Origin of the sequence: Nocardia sp. NPDC087230 (assembly GCF_044744725.1) — a bacterium.
Lineage (GTDB): Bacteria > Actinomycetota > Actinomycetes > Mycobacteriales > Mycobacteriaceae > Nocardia > Nocardia canadensis.
Genome location: NZ_JBIUYV010000001.1, coordinates 73,487 through 90,364, shown reverse-complemented (window position 1 = coordinate 90,364; position 16,878 = coordinate 73,487). Strand labels below are relative to the sequence as shown.

Below are 16,878 nucleotides of genomic sequence, written 5' to 3'. Positions count from 1 at the left end.
CCTTGTCTCCAAGGTATACCCCGGAGCAGTTGTGACATAAGACACGAATCGGCGGGGCGGACGCGCTAATATGAGGCGTCCTCATGTCTGCGCGTTCACATGTTGCCCACGCGGGGGTCATGGGCGATGAGCGACGGATTTCGATGCTTCGGGTACACCCAGCGGTGCGACCGCAGGTTGACAGGTACATAGGAGACGCAACATGGCTGCTCGAATCGCCCAGACGACTGGGGCTGAGCACACCGCGATTCTCGGTTTGGGCGTCTACCGCCCGGCCCGGGTGGTCACGAACGACGAAGTCGCGGGGCCGATCGACTCGAGCGACGAGTGGATCCGCACCAGGTCCGGGATCAAGACCCGGCGCTTCGCCTCAGCCGAGGAAACCATCCAGACGATGAGCGTCGCGGCCTCGCGCGACGCCCTGGCCGCGGCGGGCATCGCGGCCGATCAGGTCGACTGCGTCATCGTCGCGACGTCCACCCACCTGCTGCTCACCCCCGCCATCGGCCCACGCATCGCCACCGACCTGGGGATGACCGGCGCCGCCGCCTTCGACATCTCGGCCGGCTGCGCCGGGTTCTGTCACGCCCTGGCGATGGCCTCGGATCTCGTGCGCGCGGGCACGTCGAAGAACGTGCTGGTGATCGGCGTCGAGAAGCTGACCGACACCGTCGACTTCACCGACCGCTCGACGGCGTTCCTGTTCGCCGACGGCGCCGGCGCCGTGATCGTCGGCCCGGCCGCGGACCAGGGCATCGGCCCGACCGTCTGGGGCTCGGACGGCACCCAGCACCACGCCATCCGGCAGAGCAAGGACTGGATGGAGTTCTTCGCCGAGATCGACGAGAAGGGCACCGACGCCGTGCGTCCCTATCTCGAGATGGAGGGCACCGCGGTGTTCCGGTGGGCGGCGCACTCGCTGGAGAAGGTCTGCCGGGACGCGATCGATCGGGCCGGGCTGACCACCGAGGACCTGGACGCGATGATCCCGCACCAGGCCAACGGCCGGATCATCGAGATCATGGCCAGGGTGCTCAAGCTGCCGGAGAACTGCGCGCTGGCCAACGACATCGAGGATTCCGGCAACACCTCCGCGGCGTCGATCCCGCTGGCCATGGAGGCGCTCCTACGCAAGGGCGAGTCCAAGCCGGGCGATACCGCGCTGCTGATCGCCTTCGGCGCCGGACTGTCCTACGCCGCACAGGTTGTCACCCTGCCCGCCTGGCGATAGCCGAGGCAGCAACTTCGCCCACCGCTCGACAGGCAGGCCCTCGGGCAGGCCGCCGAGCGGTGGGCTCGCCGTGTCCACCCTGTCCCGCTTGCACCAACCCGGACACGCTGGCAAACTCTTCGCTAATCGCCGTTGCTGATCGACGATGCTCAGCTCCCAGCGTTCCCGTCGTCAACCCGAGGTGATCGGCCGTGAAAATGCGTTCCTTCCTGCCGCGCAGGCACACCAACGACGTCCCGCTGCTGCCGACCATCGAGCCGGACGACAGCTCCGCGCTGCGCGCCGCCCTCACCCGCCGTAAACGCGACGAACGCCTCGAACGCCTGCTCACCCCCAGCGAACTGGACCTGGTGCTGCACAACCAGCTCTGACCACGCGCGGCGGCGCACCACCTCCGCGGAGGGGGATACTTCTCTGGTGAGCACTCCAGCGGTAACCAAACCGGCCATTCTGAGCGTTGACGACGATCCGGGGGTCTCCCGGGCGGTGGTGCGCGACCTGCGCCGCCGCTACGGCGCGGACTACCGGATCCTGCGGGCCGAGTCGGGACCACAGGCGCTCGAGGCGCTGCGGGAGATGAAACTGCGCGGCCAGCCGGTCGCGGTGCTGATCGCCGATTACCGGATGCCGGGCATGGACGGCATCGAATTCCTGGAGCAGGCGATGGACCTGCACCCCTACGCGCGCCGCGTCCTGCTGACCGCCTACGCCGACACCAACGCCGCCATCGACGCGATCAACGTCATCGATCTGGACCACTACCTGCTCAAGCCGTGGGACCCGCCGGAGGAGAAGCTCTACCCGGTGCTCGACGGCCTGCTCGACGCCTGGCGCAGCGCGGAGCAGCGGCCGGTCCACGAGACGAAGGTGGTCGGCGATCGCTGGTCGCCGCGGTCCTCGCAGGTGCGCGAGTTCCTGGCGCGCAACCAGTTGCCGTACCGCTGGTACCCCGTCGACGAGCCGGAGGGTGCGCGGTTGCTCGAGGCGGCGGGCGCCGATCCGCTGACCTGTCCGGTGGTGATCACCGCGGCGGGCACCGCGCTGATCCAGCCCAGCGACAGCGAGCTCGCCGAGAACGTCGGCCTCACCGTGGAACCCAGCGGCGACTTCTACGACCTGATCGTCGTCGGCGGTGGCCCGGCCGGGCTCGGCGCCGCGGTGTACGGCGCGTCCGAGGGACTGCGCACGGTGCTGGTGGAACGCACCGCGACCGGCGGACAGGCCGGGCAGAGTTCGCGGATCGAGAACTACCTGGGCTTTCCCGACGGCTTGTCCGGTGCGCAGCTGGCCGACCGGGCGCGACGGCAAGCCGCCAAATTCGGCGCGGAGATCATCACCACCCGCGATGTCGTCGGGCTGGAGGTCAACGGGTCGGCGCGCACGGTGCGCTTCGCCGACGGCGGCAAGCTGTGCGCGCACACGGTGCTGATCGCGACCGGCGTCGACTACCGGCGTCATCCGGCACCCGGCGTCGACGAGTTCACCGGTCGGGGTGTGTACTACGGCTCGGCGATGACCGAGGCGGCCGAGTGCGCTGATCAGGACGTCTACATCGTCGGCGGGGCCAACTCGGCCGGACAGGCCGCGGTGTTCCTCTCGCGCAACGCCCGTCGGGTGCACATCGTGGTCCGGAGCGACGCGCTGGAGAAGTCGATGTCGCACTACCTGATCCAGCAGATCGCGCAGATCCCGAACATCGTGGTGCACACCGAGACCGAGGTGGTCGGCGTCGACGGTGACGATCACCTGGAACGGATCGTGCTGCGCGACAACCGCACCGGCACCGAGGACAAGGTCGACGCGCAACGGCTGTTCCTGTTCATCGGCGCCGCGCCGCAGACCGGCTGGCTCGATGGCGTCGTCATCCGCGACGACGCCGGCTACGTGGTGGCCGGACCCGACCTGATGATCGACGGCGCCCGCCCGCCGGGCTGGGAACTGCCCCGCCCACCGCATCACCTGGAGACCAGCGTCCCCGGTGTCTTCGTGGCGGGCGACGTGCACGCCGAATCGGCCAAGCGGGTCGCCTCCGCGGTCGGTGAGGGCGCGATGGCGGTCATGCTCGTCCACCGGTATCTGGCATGAGTAGCCAGCGGCCGGGGGCGGGAGCGGAGCGTCACCACGGGGGCCGTCCGATCATGCCCACTGCTACTGCTCAGGAGCGGCGATGACCGACAGCATGCTGATCTGCGATCCGAACGAACTGCGCACGCTGTTCCTGTTCGAGAAGCTCGACGACGACCAGCTCGCGCAGCTGTGTGAGGCGGGCCGGATCGAATACATCGACCCGGGCCCGGTCTACCGCGAGGGCGAGCCGGCGACCTGCTTCTACGTGCTGATCGACGGCGAAGTGCGGCTGACGAAGCTGTCCGGCGGCATCGAGATCGAGATCAACCGCACCGACCACCGCGGCGTCTACGCGGGCGCCTGGATGGCCTACCTGGGCGACAAGGTGAGCCAGGACTACGCGGGCTCGATGTATGTCCAGCGGCGCTCCCGGTTCCTGGTGCTGGCGGCCGCGGACTTCGCGCGGATGGTCAAGGACTGGTTCCCGATGGCGGTGCACCTGCTGGAGGGCGCCTTCTACGGCGGGCAGAAGTCCAGTCAGCGGATCGCCGAGCGGGAACGGCTGCTCGCGCTCGGATCGCTGTCGGCCGGGCTGACCCACGAGCTCAACAACCCGGCCGCCGCCGCGGTGCGGGCCACCGCCGGCCTGCGCGAACGCGTCGCGGGCATGCGCCACAAGCTCAAGATGATGGCCACCGGCAAGTTCCCGCCCGAGGCGCTGGTGCATCTGGTCGATCTGCAGGAGCAGGCGGCCGAGCGGGTCGCCAAGGCGCCCGACCTGTCGCCGCTCGAGGCCGCCGACCGGGAGGACGCGCTCGCCGACTGGTTCGACGAGCACGGCATCGCCGACGGCTGGAATCTGGCGCCGACCTTCGTCCAGGCCGGGCTCGACATCGACTGGCTCGAAGGCGTGCACGCGACCCTGGAGGCCTGTCAGGCGCAGGTCTTCGAGGGCGCGATCCGCTGGCTGAACTACACCATCGAGACCGAGCTGCTGATGAACGAGGTCGGCGACTCGACGGCCCGCATCTCCACCCTGGTCGGCGCGGCCAAGCAGTACTCGCAGATGGACCGCGCGCCCTACCAGGTCGTCGACCTGCACGAACTGCTCGATTCCACGTTGGTGATGCTCAATCGCAAGCTCGGTGACGGCGTGCGGGTGGTCAAGGACTACGACCGCTCGCTGCCGCCGGTCCCGTGCTTCGCGGCCGAACTCAACCAGGTGTGGACCAACCTCATCGACAACGCGGTCTACGCGATGGACGGCGCAGGCACCTTGACGCTGCGCACCTACCAGGAGAACGACTGCGCGGTCGTCGAGATCGGCGATACCGGCCCCGGCATCGCGCCCGAGGCGAAGGGCCGGATCTTCGAACCGTTCTTCACCACCAAACCGGTCGGTGACGGCACCGGACTCGGCCTCGACATCTCGTTCCGGATCGTGGTCAACAAGCACAACGGCGACATCCGAGTCGAATCCGAGCCGGGCGACACCCGTTTCATCGTCCGCCTGCCGCTCGATCCCCAGGCGGACAACGACAGCACCCCGTCGAACACAGGAGATCAGTGATGGCTGAAGAGTTCGAAGGTATCGACACCAGCGTCCCGCCGAGCGGGGCCGGTTGCGTGGAATGCGACGCCGCGAACGGCTGGTGGGTGCATCTGCGCCGCTGCGCCGAATGCGGGCACGTGGGCTGTTGCGACAGCTCGCCGAGCCAGCACGCGTCGAAGCATTTCGCCTCGACCGGGCATCCGTTCATGCAGAGCTACGAGCCGGGCGAGGACTGGTTCTACAACTTCACCACCAGCGAGATGTACAGCGGCGGGCCCGAACTCGCGGCGCCGACCAGTCATCCGATCGGCCAGTCCGTGCCGGGACCGGCCGACCGGGTGCCCGCGAACTGGCAGTCACTGGTCCACTAGCAGCGCTAGGGCGTGATCCCGGCGGCCTCGGCGACGGTCTTGTCGGCGTTGCCCGGCGCGAGGCAGACCAGCTTCGCGGTGCCGAGCGCCACGTTCGGGCTGCCCTCGAAGGGGCTGCCCGGATTGGCCGCCAGGATCTGCTCGATCGCCTGCTTCTCACCCTCGGTGTCGAGTTCCTTGAACTGACCGCAGGTGATCTCGGCGGCGGCCGGCGCGGCGCTCGCCGATGTCGTCGGCGCGCCGGCCTTGGTCGTGGTGGTGGCACTCGCGCTCGCGCTCGAGGTCGGTGTGCCCTTGCGCAGCCCGCTCGCGTCGGCGGCGTCGTCGGAACCGCATCCGGCCACCGTCAAGCACAACGCCCCAGCAGCCAGGACGACGAGGGAGATTCGATTCATCTGCAGCTCACTGTGTTCTCGGCGGCTGGCGCCGCGGGTTTTCGGCCTCGTAACCTCGCGTCCGAGCGGCGATACTCCGCCTGCGGCGTTACGTCTCGCCGCTCGGATGCGAGGCGGCCGAAAACGTGGTGGTCCGGTTCGGGAGGTAAGGATGCCAGCTTGTTCGAGCGGATGCCAATGGCCGCGGTCCGGGCGTCCATAGGATGGGGTGGTGGCTGAACTCTCGCTGACCGCCCGGCTCAACCCTTCGGCGGCCGATGCCCGGCGCGGGGTGGTGCGTCTGCACCCCGAGACGCTGACCGCGCTCGGCCTGCGCGAATGGGACGGCATCGCCCTGACCGGCGCCCGCCGGACGGCGGCGGTGGTGGCCAAGGCACCGGCGAGCACTCCGCCCGGCGTCGCACTGCTCGACGACGTGACGCTGTCGAATGTGGGGCTGCGCGAGAACGCGGCGGTGACGGTCGCACCGGTGACGGTCTACGGCGCCAAGCAGATCTCGCTGAGCGGATCGGCCCACGCCACGGCCAGCATCCCGGCGGCCACGCTGCGCCAGGCCCTGCTCGGCAAGGTCGTCACCGTCGGTGACACGGTGTCGCTGCTGCCGCGCGACCTCGGCCCCGACATCAGTTCGGCGGCGGCCACCCAGGCGCTCTCGCGCGCCTTCGGCATCGCCTGGACCACCGAACTGCTCACCGTCACCGCGATCGAGCCGATGCCGGGACCGGTGAGCGTGCAACCCAATTCGGCCGTCGGCTGGGGTCGTGGCCCGGCCGCGATCCTGCACGCGATGGAACGCGACGCCGACCCCGGCCTCAACGGCCTGCCCGCCGATGCCGTCTCCGTGAGCACGGGGACCGCGCCGATCCAGGTCGAGGAGCTGGCCGGCGTGCAGGGGCAGGCGGCCAAGCTGTCGGAGTGGCTGAGCCTGGCGCTCGACGAGCCCGAGCTGCTGAAAACCCTGGGGGCACCGGCACATCTGGGCGTGCTCGTCACCGGGCCCGCCGGAGTCGGCAAGGCGACGCTGGCCAGGGCGGTGGCCGCGCCGCGGCGCGTGGTGGAACTCGACGGACCCAGCGTCGGCGCGATGGAGAGCGGAAACCGGTTGCGCGAGGTCGCCGAGGCGGTCGGGGACGTCGCCGCCGGGCAGGGCGGCATCCTGCTGATCACCGATATCGACGCGCTGCTGCCCGTCGAGGCGGAGCCGGTCGCCACGCTGATCCTCGACCAGCTGCGGGCCGCGATGCGCGCGCCGTGCGTGGCTCTGCTCGCCACCACCGCCCATCCGGCCCAGGTGGACGCGCGCTTGCGCGCGCCGGACCTGTGCGATCGCGAACTCACCCTGCCGCTGCCGACCGCCGTGGTCCGGCGGGCTCTGCTCGAACAGCTGCTGCGCAAGGTGCCCTCGGGCACCCTCGACCTGGAGCTGATCGCCTCGCGCACACCCGGTTTCGTGGTGGCCGACCTGGCCGCGCTGTGTCGGGAGGCCGCGGTGCGCGCGGCCGGACGGGCCAGCCGCGAGCAGTCCGAGCCCGAACTCACCCAGGACGACCTGGTCGGCGCGCTCGATGTCATCCGGCCGCTGTCTCGTTCGGGGACCGAGGAATTGGCGATCGGCTCGCTCGATCTCGACGATGTCGGCGACATGGTGGAGACCAAACAGGCGCTCACCGAGGCGGTCCTGTGGCCGCTGCGGCACCCCGATTCGTTCGCCCGGCTCGGCATCGACCCGCCGCGCGGTGTGCTGCTCTACGGTCCGCCCGGCTGCGGTAAGACCTTCCTGGTGCGGGCGTTGGCGGGCACCGGTCAGCTCAGCGTGCACGCGGTCAAAGGCGCTGAGCTGATGGACAAGTGGGTCGGCTCCTCGGAGCGGGCCGTGCGCGAACTGTTCCAGCGCGCCCGCGATTCGGCGCCGTCGCTGATCTTCCTCGACGAGGTGGACGCGCTGGCACCGCGACGCGGGCAGAGCAGCGACTCCGGGGTCTCCGACCGGGTGGTCGCGGCCCTGCTCACCGAGCTCGACGGGGTGGAACCGCTGCGCGATGTGGTGGTCGTCGGCGCGACCAACCGGCCCGAGCTGATCGATCCGGCGCTGCTGCGACCGGGGCGGCTGGACCGGTTGGTGTTCGTGCCGCCGCCCGACGGGCCCGCCCGGCTCGACATCCTGCGCACCGCGGGTCGCTCGGTGCCGCTGGCGGCCGACGTCGACCTGGCCGCACTGGCCGAGGACCTCGACGGCTACTCCGCCGCGGACTGCTCGGCCCTGCTGCGCGAGGCCGCGCTGTCGGCGCTGCGCCGCGATATGGCGGCGGCCGATGTCACCGTCGAGGACGTCGCCGCCGCCCGGGCGAGCGTGCGGCCGTCGCTGGATCGCGAGCAGGTCGAGTCGCTGCGCCGGTATGCCGAGAGCCGCGCCTGACCATTCCCGTGCTGCTGTACCGGATCCGGCCCGCGGCGCCGACACCCGTCGCGCCGTAACGGTGTCCGGCGCGACCGGATCGCGCACCGTCGGCGAACGCGCCGCCCGGTCATCCGGTCGTGACATCCCAGGTAGGACGGTTTTCGCCGGTATCGTCGAAGGGTGCCCAAGATCCGGGATGGTCTGGACGCGGTGGCGGCCTTCGCCGGGGCCGCGGCGGCGGGGATGTCGCTGTTCCTGCCGTTCACCTTCGGCGCCGAGTCCGCGGTCGACTCGCCCTACCGGGTGACCAGCCTGATCAACAGCGTGCCGCGCGCGGCGGCGCTGGGGCTCATCGTCGCCGTCGTCGTCGCGGTGCTGGCCCGGCCGATCACCCGGCCCGGACTGGTCTGGCTGGCCGCGGCGTGCGGCTCACTCGCCCTGGCGATCAACTACTTCGTCGGGCAGACGATGACCTCCACCGACGTGCTGACCACCCAGAACTACGTCGACTCGCTCTGCGGTGGCGTGCTGTTCGGCGCGCTCGGCATCTGCGCGCTGCGGATGCGCTGGCCCGCGGTCGGTTTCCTGCTCGGGGTCGTCACGGTGTTCGTCTACGGCGAGGTCGTGGCCGTGTTCAGCTCGAACACCTCGGCCACGGCCAGCAGGTCCGTGCACACCCCGGCCTGGCTGGTAGTCGCCGCGGTCGTGCTGCTGACGCTGAACACCCTGCGTCACCGGCACGGCATCATGCTGCCCGGCATCGCGCGCCTGGCCGCCGACCTGCCGATCAGCCCGATCGTGGCCGCCACCGTGCTGTCGCTGACGCTGCTGATCGCCACCGACTGGCTCGATCGCGAGTTCGACGACCTGCACGGCAACACCTGGCAGATCACCCTCGCCGTGGTGGTCACGCTGGCCGCCGCCTTCGCCGCCGCCGTCCTGCTGCCCGGCCGCGACGGCACGGGCGTGCTGATCGCGGTCAGCCTGGGCGCCGCGGCCGACTCGCTCGCCGACGCGCTGAGTCTCGGCTGGAATCTCGTCCTGATCCTGCTCGTCGCGACCGCCGCCATCCTGGCCGGCCTGCGCTGGTCGCGACCGTGGCTCGTACTGCTCGGCGCGGCCGCGATCTGCGTGTTCGCCACCGTGGCCGAACGGCTTCCGTGGGCGTTCGCCTGGACGGCGGGTGTCGTGGCGCTGACCGGCGTCGTGGGTTTCGCCGCCGGTTCGCTGCGGGTCGTCTACTTGCCCAGCGCCGTGCTCGGCCTCGGCGCGCTGTACCTGCCGTCGATCCTGTGGTCCATCCCCACCCGGCAGCGCCACTGGCCCACGGGCACGACCTCGGTCGACGACAGCATTCCGGGCTGGGTCGCGCTGACCATCACGATCGGCGCCGCGGCCGGTCTGGCCGTGTTGTACCGGATCCGGCCCGCGGAAACGGAATCCGTCGCGCGGTGATAGCCGGGCGCCCCGCGACATGGCCGACGCGACAGCACCGGTGCCACGAAACCCGATGGGATCGCCCGTAGGATCGGGGCGCACTACTCGACCGCCACCTACCCGACGGAGGAGGAGTTGCTCGCCGTTCTACTCGCCCACGCGCTGGCCGCACTGGTGGCCCCGGTGTGTGTGCGAGTGCTGGGCCGCAACGCTTTCTACCTGCTCGCGCTGGTACCGCTGGGCAGTCTCGGCTGGGTGATCGCGCACTGGGGAACGACCGTGCGCACGCATGTGCGATGGGCGCCGCAGATCTCGATGGACATCGATCTGCGCTTCGACTCCCTCGCCGCGGTGATGTGCACGCTGGTTCTCGGCATCGGCGCGCTGATCCTGGCCTATTGCGGACGCTATTTCGAGCGCGACGAAGCCAAGCTCGGGGTCTTCGCGGCCGAGCTGACCGGTTTCGCGGGCGCCATGTTCGGCCTGGTCACCAGCGACAACATGCTGCTGCTCTATGTCTTCTGGGAAATCACGACAGTGCTGTCGTTCCTGCTCGTCGGGCACTACGCCGAGCGGTCGGTGAGCAGGCGGGCGGCGATCCAGGCGCTACTGGTGACCGGGGCGGGCGGGCTGGCGATGCTGGTCGGGATCGTCGTGCTCGGCAACCGCTACGGCAGTTACCTGCTGTCGGATCTGCTGGCCACCGCGCCGCCCGGCGGGACCGCGGTCTCGGTCGGCATCGGGTTGGTGCTGATCGGCGCGATCAGCAAATCGGCGATCGTCCCGCTGCACTTCTGGCTCCCCGGCGCGATGGCCGCGCCGACCCCGGTCAGCGCCTATCTGCACGCGGCCGCGATGGTGAAGGCGGGCATCTACCTGGTGGCCCGGCTCGCGCCCGCCTTCGCCCAGACCCCGCCCTGGCACGTCATGCTGCTGCCGCTGGGTCTGATCTCGATCCTGCTGGCGGGCTGGCGGGCGATGCAGGTGTACGACCTCAAACTGGTGCTGGCCTTCGGCACCGTCAGCCAACTGGGCCTGCTGATGACGATGATGGCGATCGGCACGCCGGACGCGGCCCTGGCCGGGATCACGCTGCTGGTCGCGCACGCCCTGTTCAAGGCCTGCCTGTTCATGGTGGTCGGCATCATCGATCACGGCGCGGGCACGCGTGACCTGCGCGAGCTGTCCGGGCTCGGGCGGCGGGCGCCGTGGTTGTGCGCCATCGCGGTCGTCGCCGCGCTGAGCATGGCCGGGATCGCCCCGCTGCTCGGCTTCGTCGGCAAGGAGTCGGCGCTGAGCTCGGTGTGGTCGGCGGAAGTACTGACGACACCGGTCAAGCTGGCCGAGCTGGCTGGCATCGCGATCGGCTCGGCGTTCACGGTGGCCTACAGCACCCGCTTCATCTGGGGTGCCTTCCGTGGCGCCGGGTCGCCGACCCCACCGATGACCTGGCACGCGCCGGGTCCACTGCTGCTGGTGCCGCCCGCGGTGCTCGCCGCGGCGGGCGTCGCGGGCGGGCTGGACACGACCGACGTCGACCGGTGGCTGAGCCCCTACGCCCAGACCTTGCCCGGTGAACTGGACGCCCACCTCGCGCTCTGGCACGACGTCACCTGGCCGCTGGTGCTGACGCTGTTCATCATCGTCGCCGGCGTCGCCCTGTTCCTCATCCGCGGCCGGATCACCGAACCGGTCCATCCGCGCCTTGGCAACGCCGACCGCGCCTACGACGCGGCCCTGCGCGCGATGGACCGGCTCTCGCTGAAGATCACCGGCACCGTGCAGTCCGGTTCGCTGCCCGCCAGCCAGGCCACCATCCTGGGCACCCTGATCGTGCTGCCGACGGTCCTGCTGGCGCTCGGCACCCGCACGGGAGTGGAGCTGCGGCTGTGGGATTCGCCGCTGCAAGCCGCGATCGGGGCGATCATGATCGCGATGGCGCTGGCGGCGACGGTGCTGCGCAACCGGTTGGCCAGCGTGCTCGTCGTCGGGGTCACCGGCTACGGCTGCGGCGTGATCTTCGCCCTGCACGGCGCGCCCGACCTGGCGCTGACCCAATTCCTGGTCGAGACCCTGACCCTGGTGATCTTCGTGCTGGTGTTGCGCGCGTTCCCCGCCGAGATCGCCGAGGACCAGGCGACGGCCTTCAAGATCCGCCGGGCACTGCTCGCCGTCGGCGTCGGCGTCACCGTCGCGGTGCTGGCCGCGTTCGCCACCGCCGCCCGCCGCGCCGAACCGATCTGGCAGGCCATCCCGGACGCCGCCTACCGGATCGGCGGCGGCAAGAACGCGGTGAACGTGCTGCTCGTCGACATCAGGGCCTGGGACACCCTGGGCGAGATCTCGGTACTCGTCGTCGCCGCGACCGGCGTCGCCTCGCTGGTGTTCCGCAGCCGCCGCTTCGGCAGCGCGCCGCGCGCGGCCGACTCACCGAACTACGACCCCGACGCGGTGAGCTGGCTGTCGGCCGCCCGGCTGGTCGACCGGCGCGACCGCTCGATGGTCCTGCAGATCACCACCCGGCTGATCTTCCCCACCATCATGGTGCTGTCGGTGTACTTCTTCTTCTCCGGGCACAACGCGCCGGGTGGCGGCTTCGCGGGCGGCTTGGTCGCCGGGCTCGCGCTGACCCTGCGCTACCTGGCGGGCGGCCGCTACGAGCTGGGCGAGGCGCTGCCGGTCGACGCCGGACACCTGCTCGGCGCCGGACTCACCCTGGCCGCGGGCACCGCGACCGCCTCGCTGCTGCTCGGCGCGCCGCCGCTGTCGTCGGCGATCGTCGAGGTGACGCTGCCGGTGCTCGGCCACATCAAGCTGGTCACCGCGATGTTCTTCGACCTCGGCGTCTACCTGGTCGTGGTCGGGCTGGTCCTCGACGTGCTGCGCAGCCTCGGCGCCCGCCTGGACAAGGAATTGGTATGAGTGCCAATCTCGTTCTGCTGATCACCATCGGCGCGCTCACCGCGTGCGGGGTGTACCTGTTGCTCGAGCGGGTGGTCTCGAAGATGCTGCTCGGGATGATCCTGCTGGGCAACGCGGTGAACCTGCTTATCCTCACCATGGGCGGCCCCGACGGGCGGCCGCCGGTCCTCGGCAGTTCCGATACCTCCCACGACGGCATGGCCGACCCGCTGGCCCAGGCCATGGTGCTCACCGCCATCGTCATCACCATGGGCCTGGCCGCGTTCGTGCTCGCGCTGGCCTACCGCTCCTACATGCTGACCACCACCGAGGACGTCGACAACGACCCCGAGGACGCCCAGATCGCCGCCCGGCGGGAACGGGAGGATCCCGAACAGTGACGCTGTCCCCGGATCTGCTCCCCACGCTCGCCGCGCTGCCGGTGCTGGTCCCGCTGCTCGGAGCCGCGGCGACGCTGGTGTTCGGCCGCCGCCCCCGGCTCCAGGCGATGATCTCGCTGAGCGCGCTGTCGTGTGTGCTGGTGATCAGCGCGCTGCTGCTGTATCTGGCCGACCGCGACGGCACCACCGCGGTCCAGGTGGGCGGCTGGTCGTCGCCCATCGGGATCACGCTGGTGGTCGACCGGCTCTCGGCGGCGATGCTGCTGGTGTCGGCGTTCGTGCTGCTGGTCGTGTCGATCTACGGTGCGGGACAGAACATCTCCGACGGCGGCGAGAACCAGCCGACCTCGATCTACCGGCCCACGTACCTGGTGCTGACCGCGGGCGTGGCGACGGCGTTCCTCGCCGGTGACCTGTTCAACCTGTTCGTCGGGTTCGAGGTCCTGCTCGTCGCCTCGTTCGTGCTGCTCACCGTCGGCGCGACCGAGGAGCGCATCCGCACCGGGATCGCCTATGTCATGGTCTCGATGGTGTCGTCACTGATCTTCCTGATCGGCATCGGCATCACCTACGCCGCCACCGGGACACTGAATCTCGCGCAACTGGCCGTGCGCCTCGAGGCCACCCCGAGCGGCGTGCGCACCGCCTGCTACGCGGTGCTGCTGGTGGCGTTCGGGATCAAGGCGGCGGTGTTCCCGCTGTCGAGCTGGCTGCCCGACTCCTACCCCACCGCGCCCGCGCCGGTGACCGCCGTCTTCGCCGGTCTGCTCACCAAAGTCGGTGTGTACGCGATCATCCGCACGCACACCCTGTGGTTCCCCGACGGCGCGTTCGACGACATCCTGCTGGTGTGCGGGCTGGCGACGATGCTGGTCGGCATCCTGGGCGCCATCGCGCAGACCGATATCCGGCGACTGCTCTCGTTCACCCTGGTCAGCCATATCGGCTACATGGTCTTCGGCATCGGCCTGGCCACCACGGCGGGCCTGACCGGCGCGGTCTTCTACATCGCCCACCACATCCTGGTGCAGACCGCGCTGTTCCTGGCCGTCGGTCTGATCGAACGCCAGGCCGGGTCGGTCTCGCTGCGCCGGATCGGCGGACTGGCCGCCGCGAGCCCGCTGCTGGGCGTGCTGTTCCTGATCCCGGCCCTGAATCTCGGTGGTATCCCGCCGTTCTCCGGGTTCATCGGCAAGGTCGCGCTGCTGGAGGCGGGCGCGGCCGAGGGCAGTGTGCTGGCCTGGGTACTGGTGGGCGGCTCGGTCGTCACCAGTCTGCTGACGCTGTACGCGGTGGCGCGGGTGTGGAGCAAGGCGTTCTGGCGGCCGCGCGAAGAGGCGCCGGAGGGCCATCTCACCGCGGCGAAACCACCGACGCTGGTCGAGGACTCGACCGACGTGTACTACGAGGACCGCACCGACCCCGGCCGGATGCCGGTGCTGATGGTGCTGGCGACCGCGGGCCTGGTCACCGCCGGGCTGGCGCTGACCGTGCTCGCCGGACCGATCCTGGGCATCGCCGAACGCGCGGCCGCCGACCTGGACGACCCGTCGGTCTACATCGGCGCCGTCCTCGGATCGGAGCCGCGATGACGATCGGAGGGCTGGTCAACCGCGACAACGTGCTGCGGATCGGGGTCCTGGTGTGGCTGACCGCGGTCTGGGTCGCGCTCTGGGGCGACCTGAGCGCGGCCAATGTCGCGGCCGGCTTCGTCGTCGCGCTGATCGTGGTCTTCGCGCTGCCGCTGCCGCTGGTCCCGGTGACCGGCCGGTTCCATCCGGTGTCGTTCATCGAATTGATCGTGGTCAGCGCCTATTACGCGTTCGAGTCGAGTCTGCAGGTGGCCTGGTTCGCGCTGCGCCCCGCCGGACCGCCGGTCTCGGGCGTGCTGCGCGTGCACCTGGGCATCCAGTCCGATCTGGTGCTGGTGATGGCCACCGACCTGCTCAACCTGATCCCCGGCACCATGGTGCTCGAGCTGGACCGGCCGCGCTGCGTGGTCTATGTCCACGTGCTCGACGTGGGCAGCGAGAAATCGGTGCTGAAGTTCTACCGCACCACCCGGCGATTGGAGCATCTGCTGATCAACGCCTTCGAACGACCCAGCGAACGCCGCCGGCTCGATCCCGACTCGGAGGTGCCGTCGTGACGGTCGTCGCCGTGCTCGCGGGCATCCTGCTCACCGCCGCCGCGGTCATCACCAGTTACCGAGTGCTGGCCGGACCCAGCACCCTGGACCGGGTCGTCGGGATCGACTCGCTGATGGCCATCGCCGCCTGCGGGCTCGCGGTCTGGGCCGCCTACAGCGACGACACCACGGTCATACCCGCGATCGTGGCGCTGGCCCTGGTCGGCTTCCTCGGCTCGGCCGCGGTCACGCGCTTCCGCGTCAGGGACGACCGATGACGGCATGGGAGTGGGTCTCGGCCGTGCTGATCCTGACCGGCTGCACGCTCGCGTTCACCGCGGCCATCGGTATCGTGCGTTTCCCCGACACCCTCACCCGCATGCACGCGGCCACCAAGCCCCAAGTGGTCGGGCTGGTCCTGGTGCTGATCGGCACGGGCATCGACATCAGGGGCGACGTCAACGTCTGGATGCTGGTGCTGACGGGCCTGTTCACCATCCTCACCGCACCGGTCATCGCCCATCTCCTCGGCCGCACCGCCTACCGCGAGCAGCGGCACCGCGACGGCCTGCTGCGGATCAACGAACTCGGCCGCGACGCCGACGACTAACCGGCCACCGGCGCGAGCGCCCGTCGCGGGGCCGCGGCGAACCAGGTCGCGTGGAACGCGGCGGCCACCGCGGCCAGCAGCCCGAGGACGACGGCGCCCGCGAGCACCGGGTACTCGGCCATCGGGACCGCCAGATACCGGAAGGACAGCAGCAGCCCGGCGAACACCACGGCGCCGAAACCGACCATCCGCACCCGGAACGCGCCCCAGCCGCGTTCGGGCGCCCGCAGCGCGGACTCCACGGTCAGGCACAGCACCGCGCCCGCCACCAGGTCGACGCCGTAGTGGTACCCGAACCCGAGCGTGGCGGCCACGGTCGCGGCCAGCCAGAACGCGCCGCCCCAGCGCAGCCAGGCCGGTGCGCGCGAGCCGTCGACATCGCGACGGGTATGGATGAACAGCGACAGCGCCCAGGCGGTGTGCATCGACGGCATGCAGTTGCGCGGAGTGAACGCGTCGAACGGCAGTGGCGCCGGGTTGTGGTCGATCGGCGGCAGCATCGAGGGCCAGAAGTTGCCCACCTGGAAGCCGTGCCCGTCCGCGCCGAAGGCGAACATCGGTCCCACGACCGGGAACAGCACATAGAACAGCGGCCCGACCAGCCCGAGCACCAGGAAGGTCCGGACCAGGTAGTGCGTCGGCCACTCCCCCGTCGGGACCACCCGGCGCAACTGCCACACCGCGACGACGATCGCCGCGACCGGCAGTTCGATGTAGACCCAGTGCAGCACGCCGTACACCTCGGGTCCGAGGACCTCGAGCACCCGGCCGAGCACCCAGGACGGGTCACCGAGCGCGTGGTCGGCGAGGACGAGGTATTCGTCGAGCACCGAGGGCCGCACCGCCGAGGTGACGTGCAGCCACACGTCACCCACCTTGGTGGCGAGCACCAGCAGCGCGCCCAGCGCCGCCGCCTTCAGCGCGTCGGTGCGCTCGCGCCCACGCCAGCGCACGGCCGCCACGATCGCCAGCCCGGTCAGCACGATGGTCGGCCCGTTGCCGACCGTGAAGGGTTTGCCGTCGAGCAGCCGTAGCGCGGCGTAGATCGCGTCGATCCCGATCGCGGCGACCACCGCGGACAACCGCCTGCGCGCGTTGACCCCGACGAGGGCGAGCAGCAGACCCGCCCACGGCACCGACATCGATTTCGGCGTTCCGACGTAGTCGCGGGCCAGGCTCGCCAACGGACCGTCGAACCCGCTGACCCAGGCCGCGATCTGCAATCCGACCAGCAGCGCGAGCACCGCCGACACCGCGACGACGGCGAGGGTGCGTGGCTCACGCAGACGGTTCCGAAGGGTGGCACCCCCCGCATCGGTGCGCGGATGTTCGACAAGCATCCAAACATCGTAAACGGCGGGTTAACGCCACCCCGCCGCGTAGCTGA

Annotated in this window: 15 protein-coding genes; 13 read left to right on the top strand and 2 right to left on the bottom strand. The window is 70.4% G+C overall.

Going from position 1 to position 16,878, the window contains the following annotated elements:
* Positions 1–202: 202 nt before the first annotated feature.
* The 5 genes from ACIO52_RS00460 (at position 203) to ACIO52_RS00440 (ending at position 5,221) form a co-directional block, all read left to right on the top strand.
* Entirely contained in the window at positions 203–1,231 is a 1,029-nt protein-coding gene (locus tag ACIO52_RS00460; protein WP_316576279.1) for a beta-ketoacyl-ACP synthase III, read from the top strand.
* Positions 1,232–1,422: 191 nt separating this feature from the next.
* Entirely contained in the window at positions 1,423–1,602 is a 180-nt protein-coding gene (locus tag ACIO52_RS00455) for a hypothetical protein (RefSeq protein WP_218722110.1), read from the top strand.
* A 46-nt stretch (positions 1,603–1,648) separates the two neighbouring features.
* Positions 1,649–3,316, top strand: a complete 1,668-nt coding sequence (locus ACIO52_RS00450; RefSeq protein ID WP_218722111.1) for an FAD-dependent oxidoreductase — start codon at positions 1,649–1,651, stop codon at positions 3,314–3,316.
* Positions 3,317–3,398: 82 nt separating this feature from the next.
* On the top strand, positions 3,399–4,868 hold the full coding sequence (locus ACIO52_RS00445; RefSeq protein WP_402640432.1) for an ATP-binding protein: 1,470 nt from the start codon (positions 3,399–3,401) through the stop codon (positions 4,866–4,868).
* Positions 4,868–5,221, top strand: a complete 354-nt coding sequence (locus ACIO52_RS00440) for a UBP-type zinc finger domain-containing protein (RefSeq protein ID WP_218722113.1) — start codon at positions 4,868–4,870, stop codon at positions 5,219–5,221. Before ACIO52_RS00445 ends, ACIO52_RS00440 begins: the two co-directional genes overlap by 1 nt.
* Before the next feature lie 5 nt (positions 5,222–5,226).
* Here ACIO52_RS00440 and ACIO52_RS00435 read toward each other — a convergent pair whose 3' ends face one another.
* Positions 5,227–5,616 carry a hypothetical protein gene (locus ACIO52_RS00435; RefSeq protein ID WP_316576281.1) on the bottom strand — a complete coding sequence of 130 codons (390 nt, stop codon included), beginning with the start codon at positions 5,614–5,616 and terminating at the stop codon, positions 5,227–5,229.
* Between the two features lie 211 nt (positions 5,617–5,827).
* On the opposite strand from ACIO52_RS00435, the gene ACIO52_RS00430 reads away from it, so the two are divergent.
* The 8 genes from ACIO52_RS00430 (at position 5,828) to mnhG (ending at position 15,491) form a co-directional block, all read left to right on the top strand.
* Complete coding sequence (locus ACIO52_RS00430; protein WP_316576282.1) at positions 5,828–8,032, top strand: AAA family ATPase; 2,205 nt, start codon at positions 5,828–5,830, stop codon at positions 8,030–8,032.
* A 162-nt stretch (positions 8,033–8,194) separates the two neighbouring features.
* Positions 8,195–9,469, top strand: a complete 1,275-nt coding sequence (locus ACIO52_RS00425; protein ID WP_402640428.1) for a hypothetical protein — start codon at positions 8,195–8,197, stop codon at positions 9,467–9,469.
* A gap of 117 nt (positions 9,470–9,586) precedes the next feature.
* Entirely contained in the window at positions 9,587–12,373 is a 2,787-nt protein-coding gene (locus ACIO52_RS00420) for a Na+/H+ antiporter subunit A (RefSeq protein ID WP_342800494.1), read from the top strand.
* Positions 12,370–12,753, top strand: coding sequence for a Na(+)/H(+) antiporter subunit C (locus ACIO52_RS00415; RefSeq protein ID WP_218722117.1), 384 nt, complete (start codon positions 12,370–12,372; stop codon positions 12,751–12,753). The genes ACIO52_RS00420 and ACIO52_RS00415 overlap by 4 nt, the downstream gene beginning before the upstream one ends.
* Entirely contained in the window at positions 12,750–14,345 is a 1,596-nt protein-coding gene (locus ACIO52_RS00410; RefSeq protein WP_218722118.1) for a Na+/H+ antiporter subunit D, read from the top strand. Before ACIO52_RS00415 ends, ACIO52_RS00410 begins: the two co-directional genes overlap by 4 nt.
* A complete protein-coding gene (locus ACIO52_RS00405; protein WP_218722119.1) occupies positions 14,342–14,902 on the top strand; it encodes a Na+/H+ antiporter subunit E in 561 nt (186 codons plus the stop codon). The genes ACIO52_RS00410 and ACIO52_RS00405 overlap by 4 nt, the downstream gene beginning before the upstream one ends.
* Positions 14,899–15,159, top strand: a complete 261-nt coding sequence (locus tag ACIO52_RS00400) for a monovalent cation/H+ antiporter complex subunit F (RefSeq protein ID WP_218722120.1) — start codon at positions 14,899–14,901, stop codon at positions 15,157–15,159. Before ACIO52_RS00405 ends, ACIO52_RS00400 begins: the two co-directional genes overlap by 4 nt.
* The gene (gene mnhG, locus ACIO52_RS00395) at positions 15,156–15,491 is read left to right on the top strand and encodes a monovalent cation/H(+) antiporter subunit G (protein ID WP_218722121.1); all 336 of its coding nucleotides are present in this window, start codon (positions 15,156–15,158) and stop codon (positions 15,489–15,491) included. The genes ACIO52_RS00400 and mnhG overlap by 4 nt, the downstream gene beginning before the upstream one ends.
* Here mnhG and ACIO52_RS00390 read toward each other — a convergent pair.
* Positions 15,488–16,831: a phosphatase PAP2 family protein gene (locus tag ACIO52_RS00390; protein ID WP_255588745.1), complete on the bottom strand. Its 1,344-nt coding sequence runs from the start codon at positions 16,829–16,831 to the stop codon at positions 15,488–15,490. The genes mnhG and ACIO52_RS00390 overlap by 4 nt on opposite strands.
* Positions 16,832–16,878: the final 47 nt, after the last annotated feature.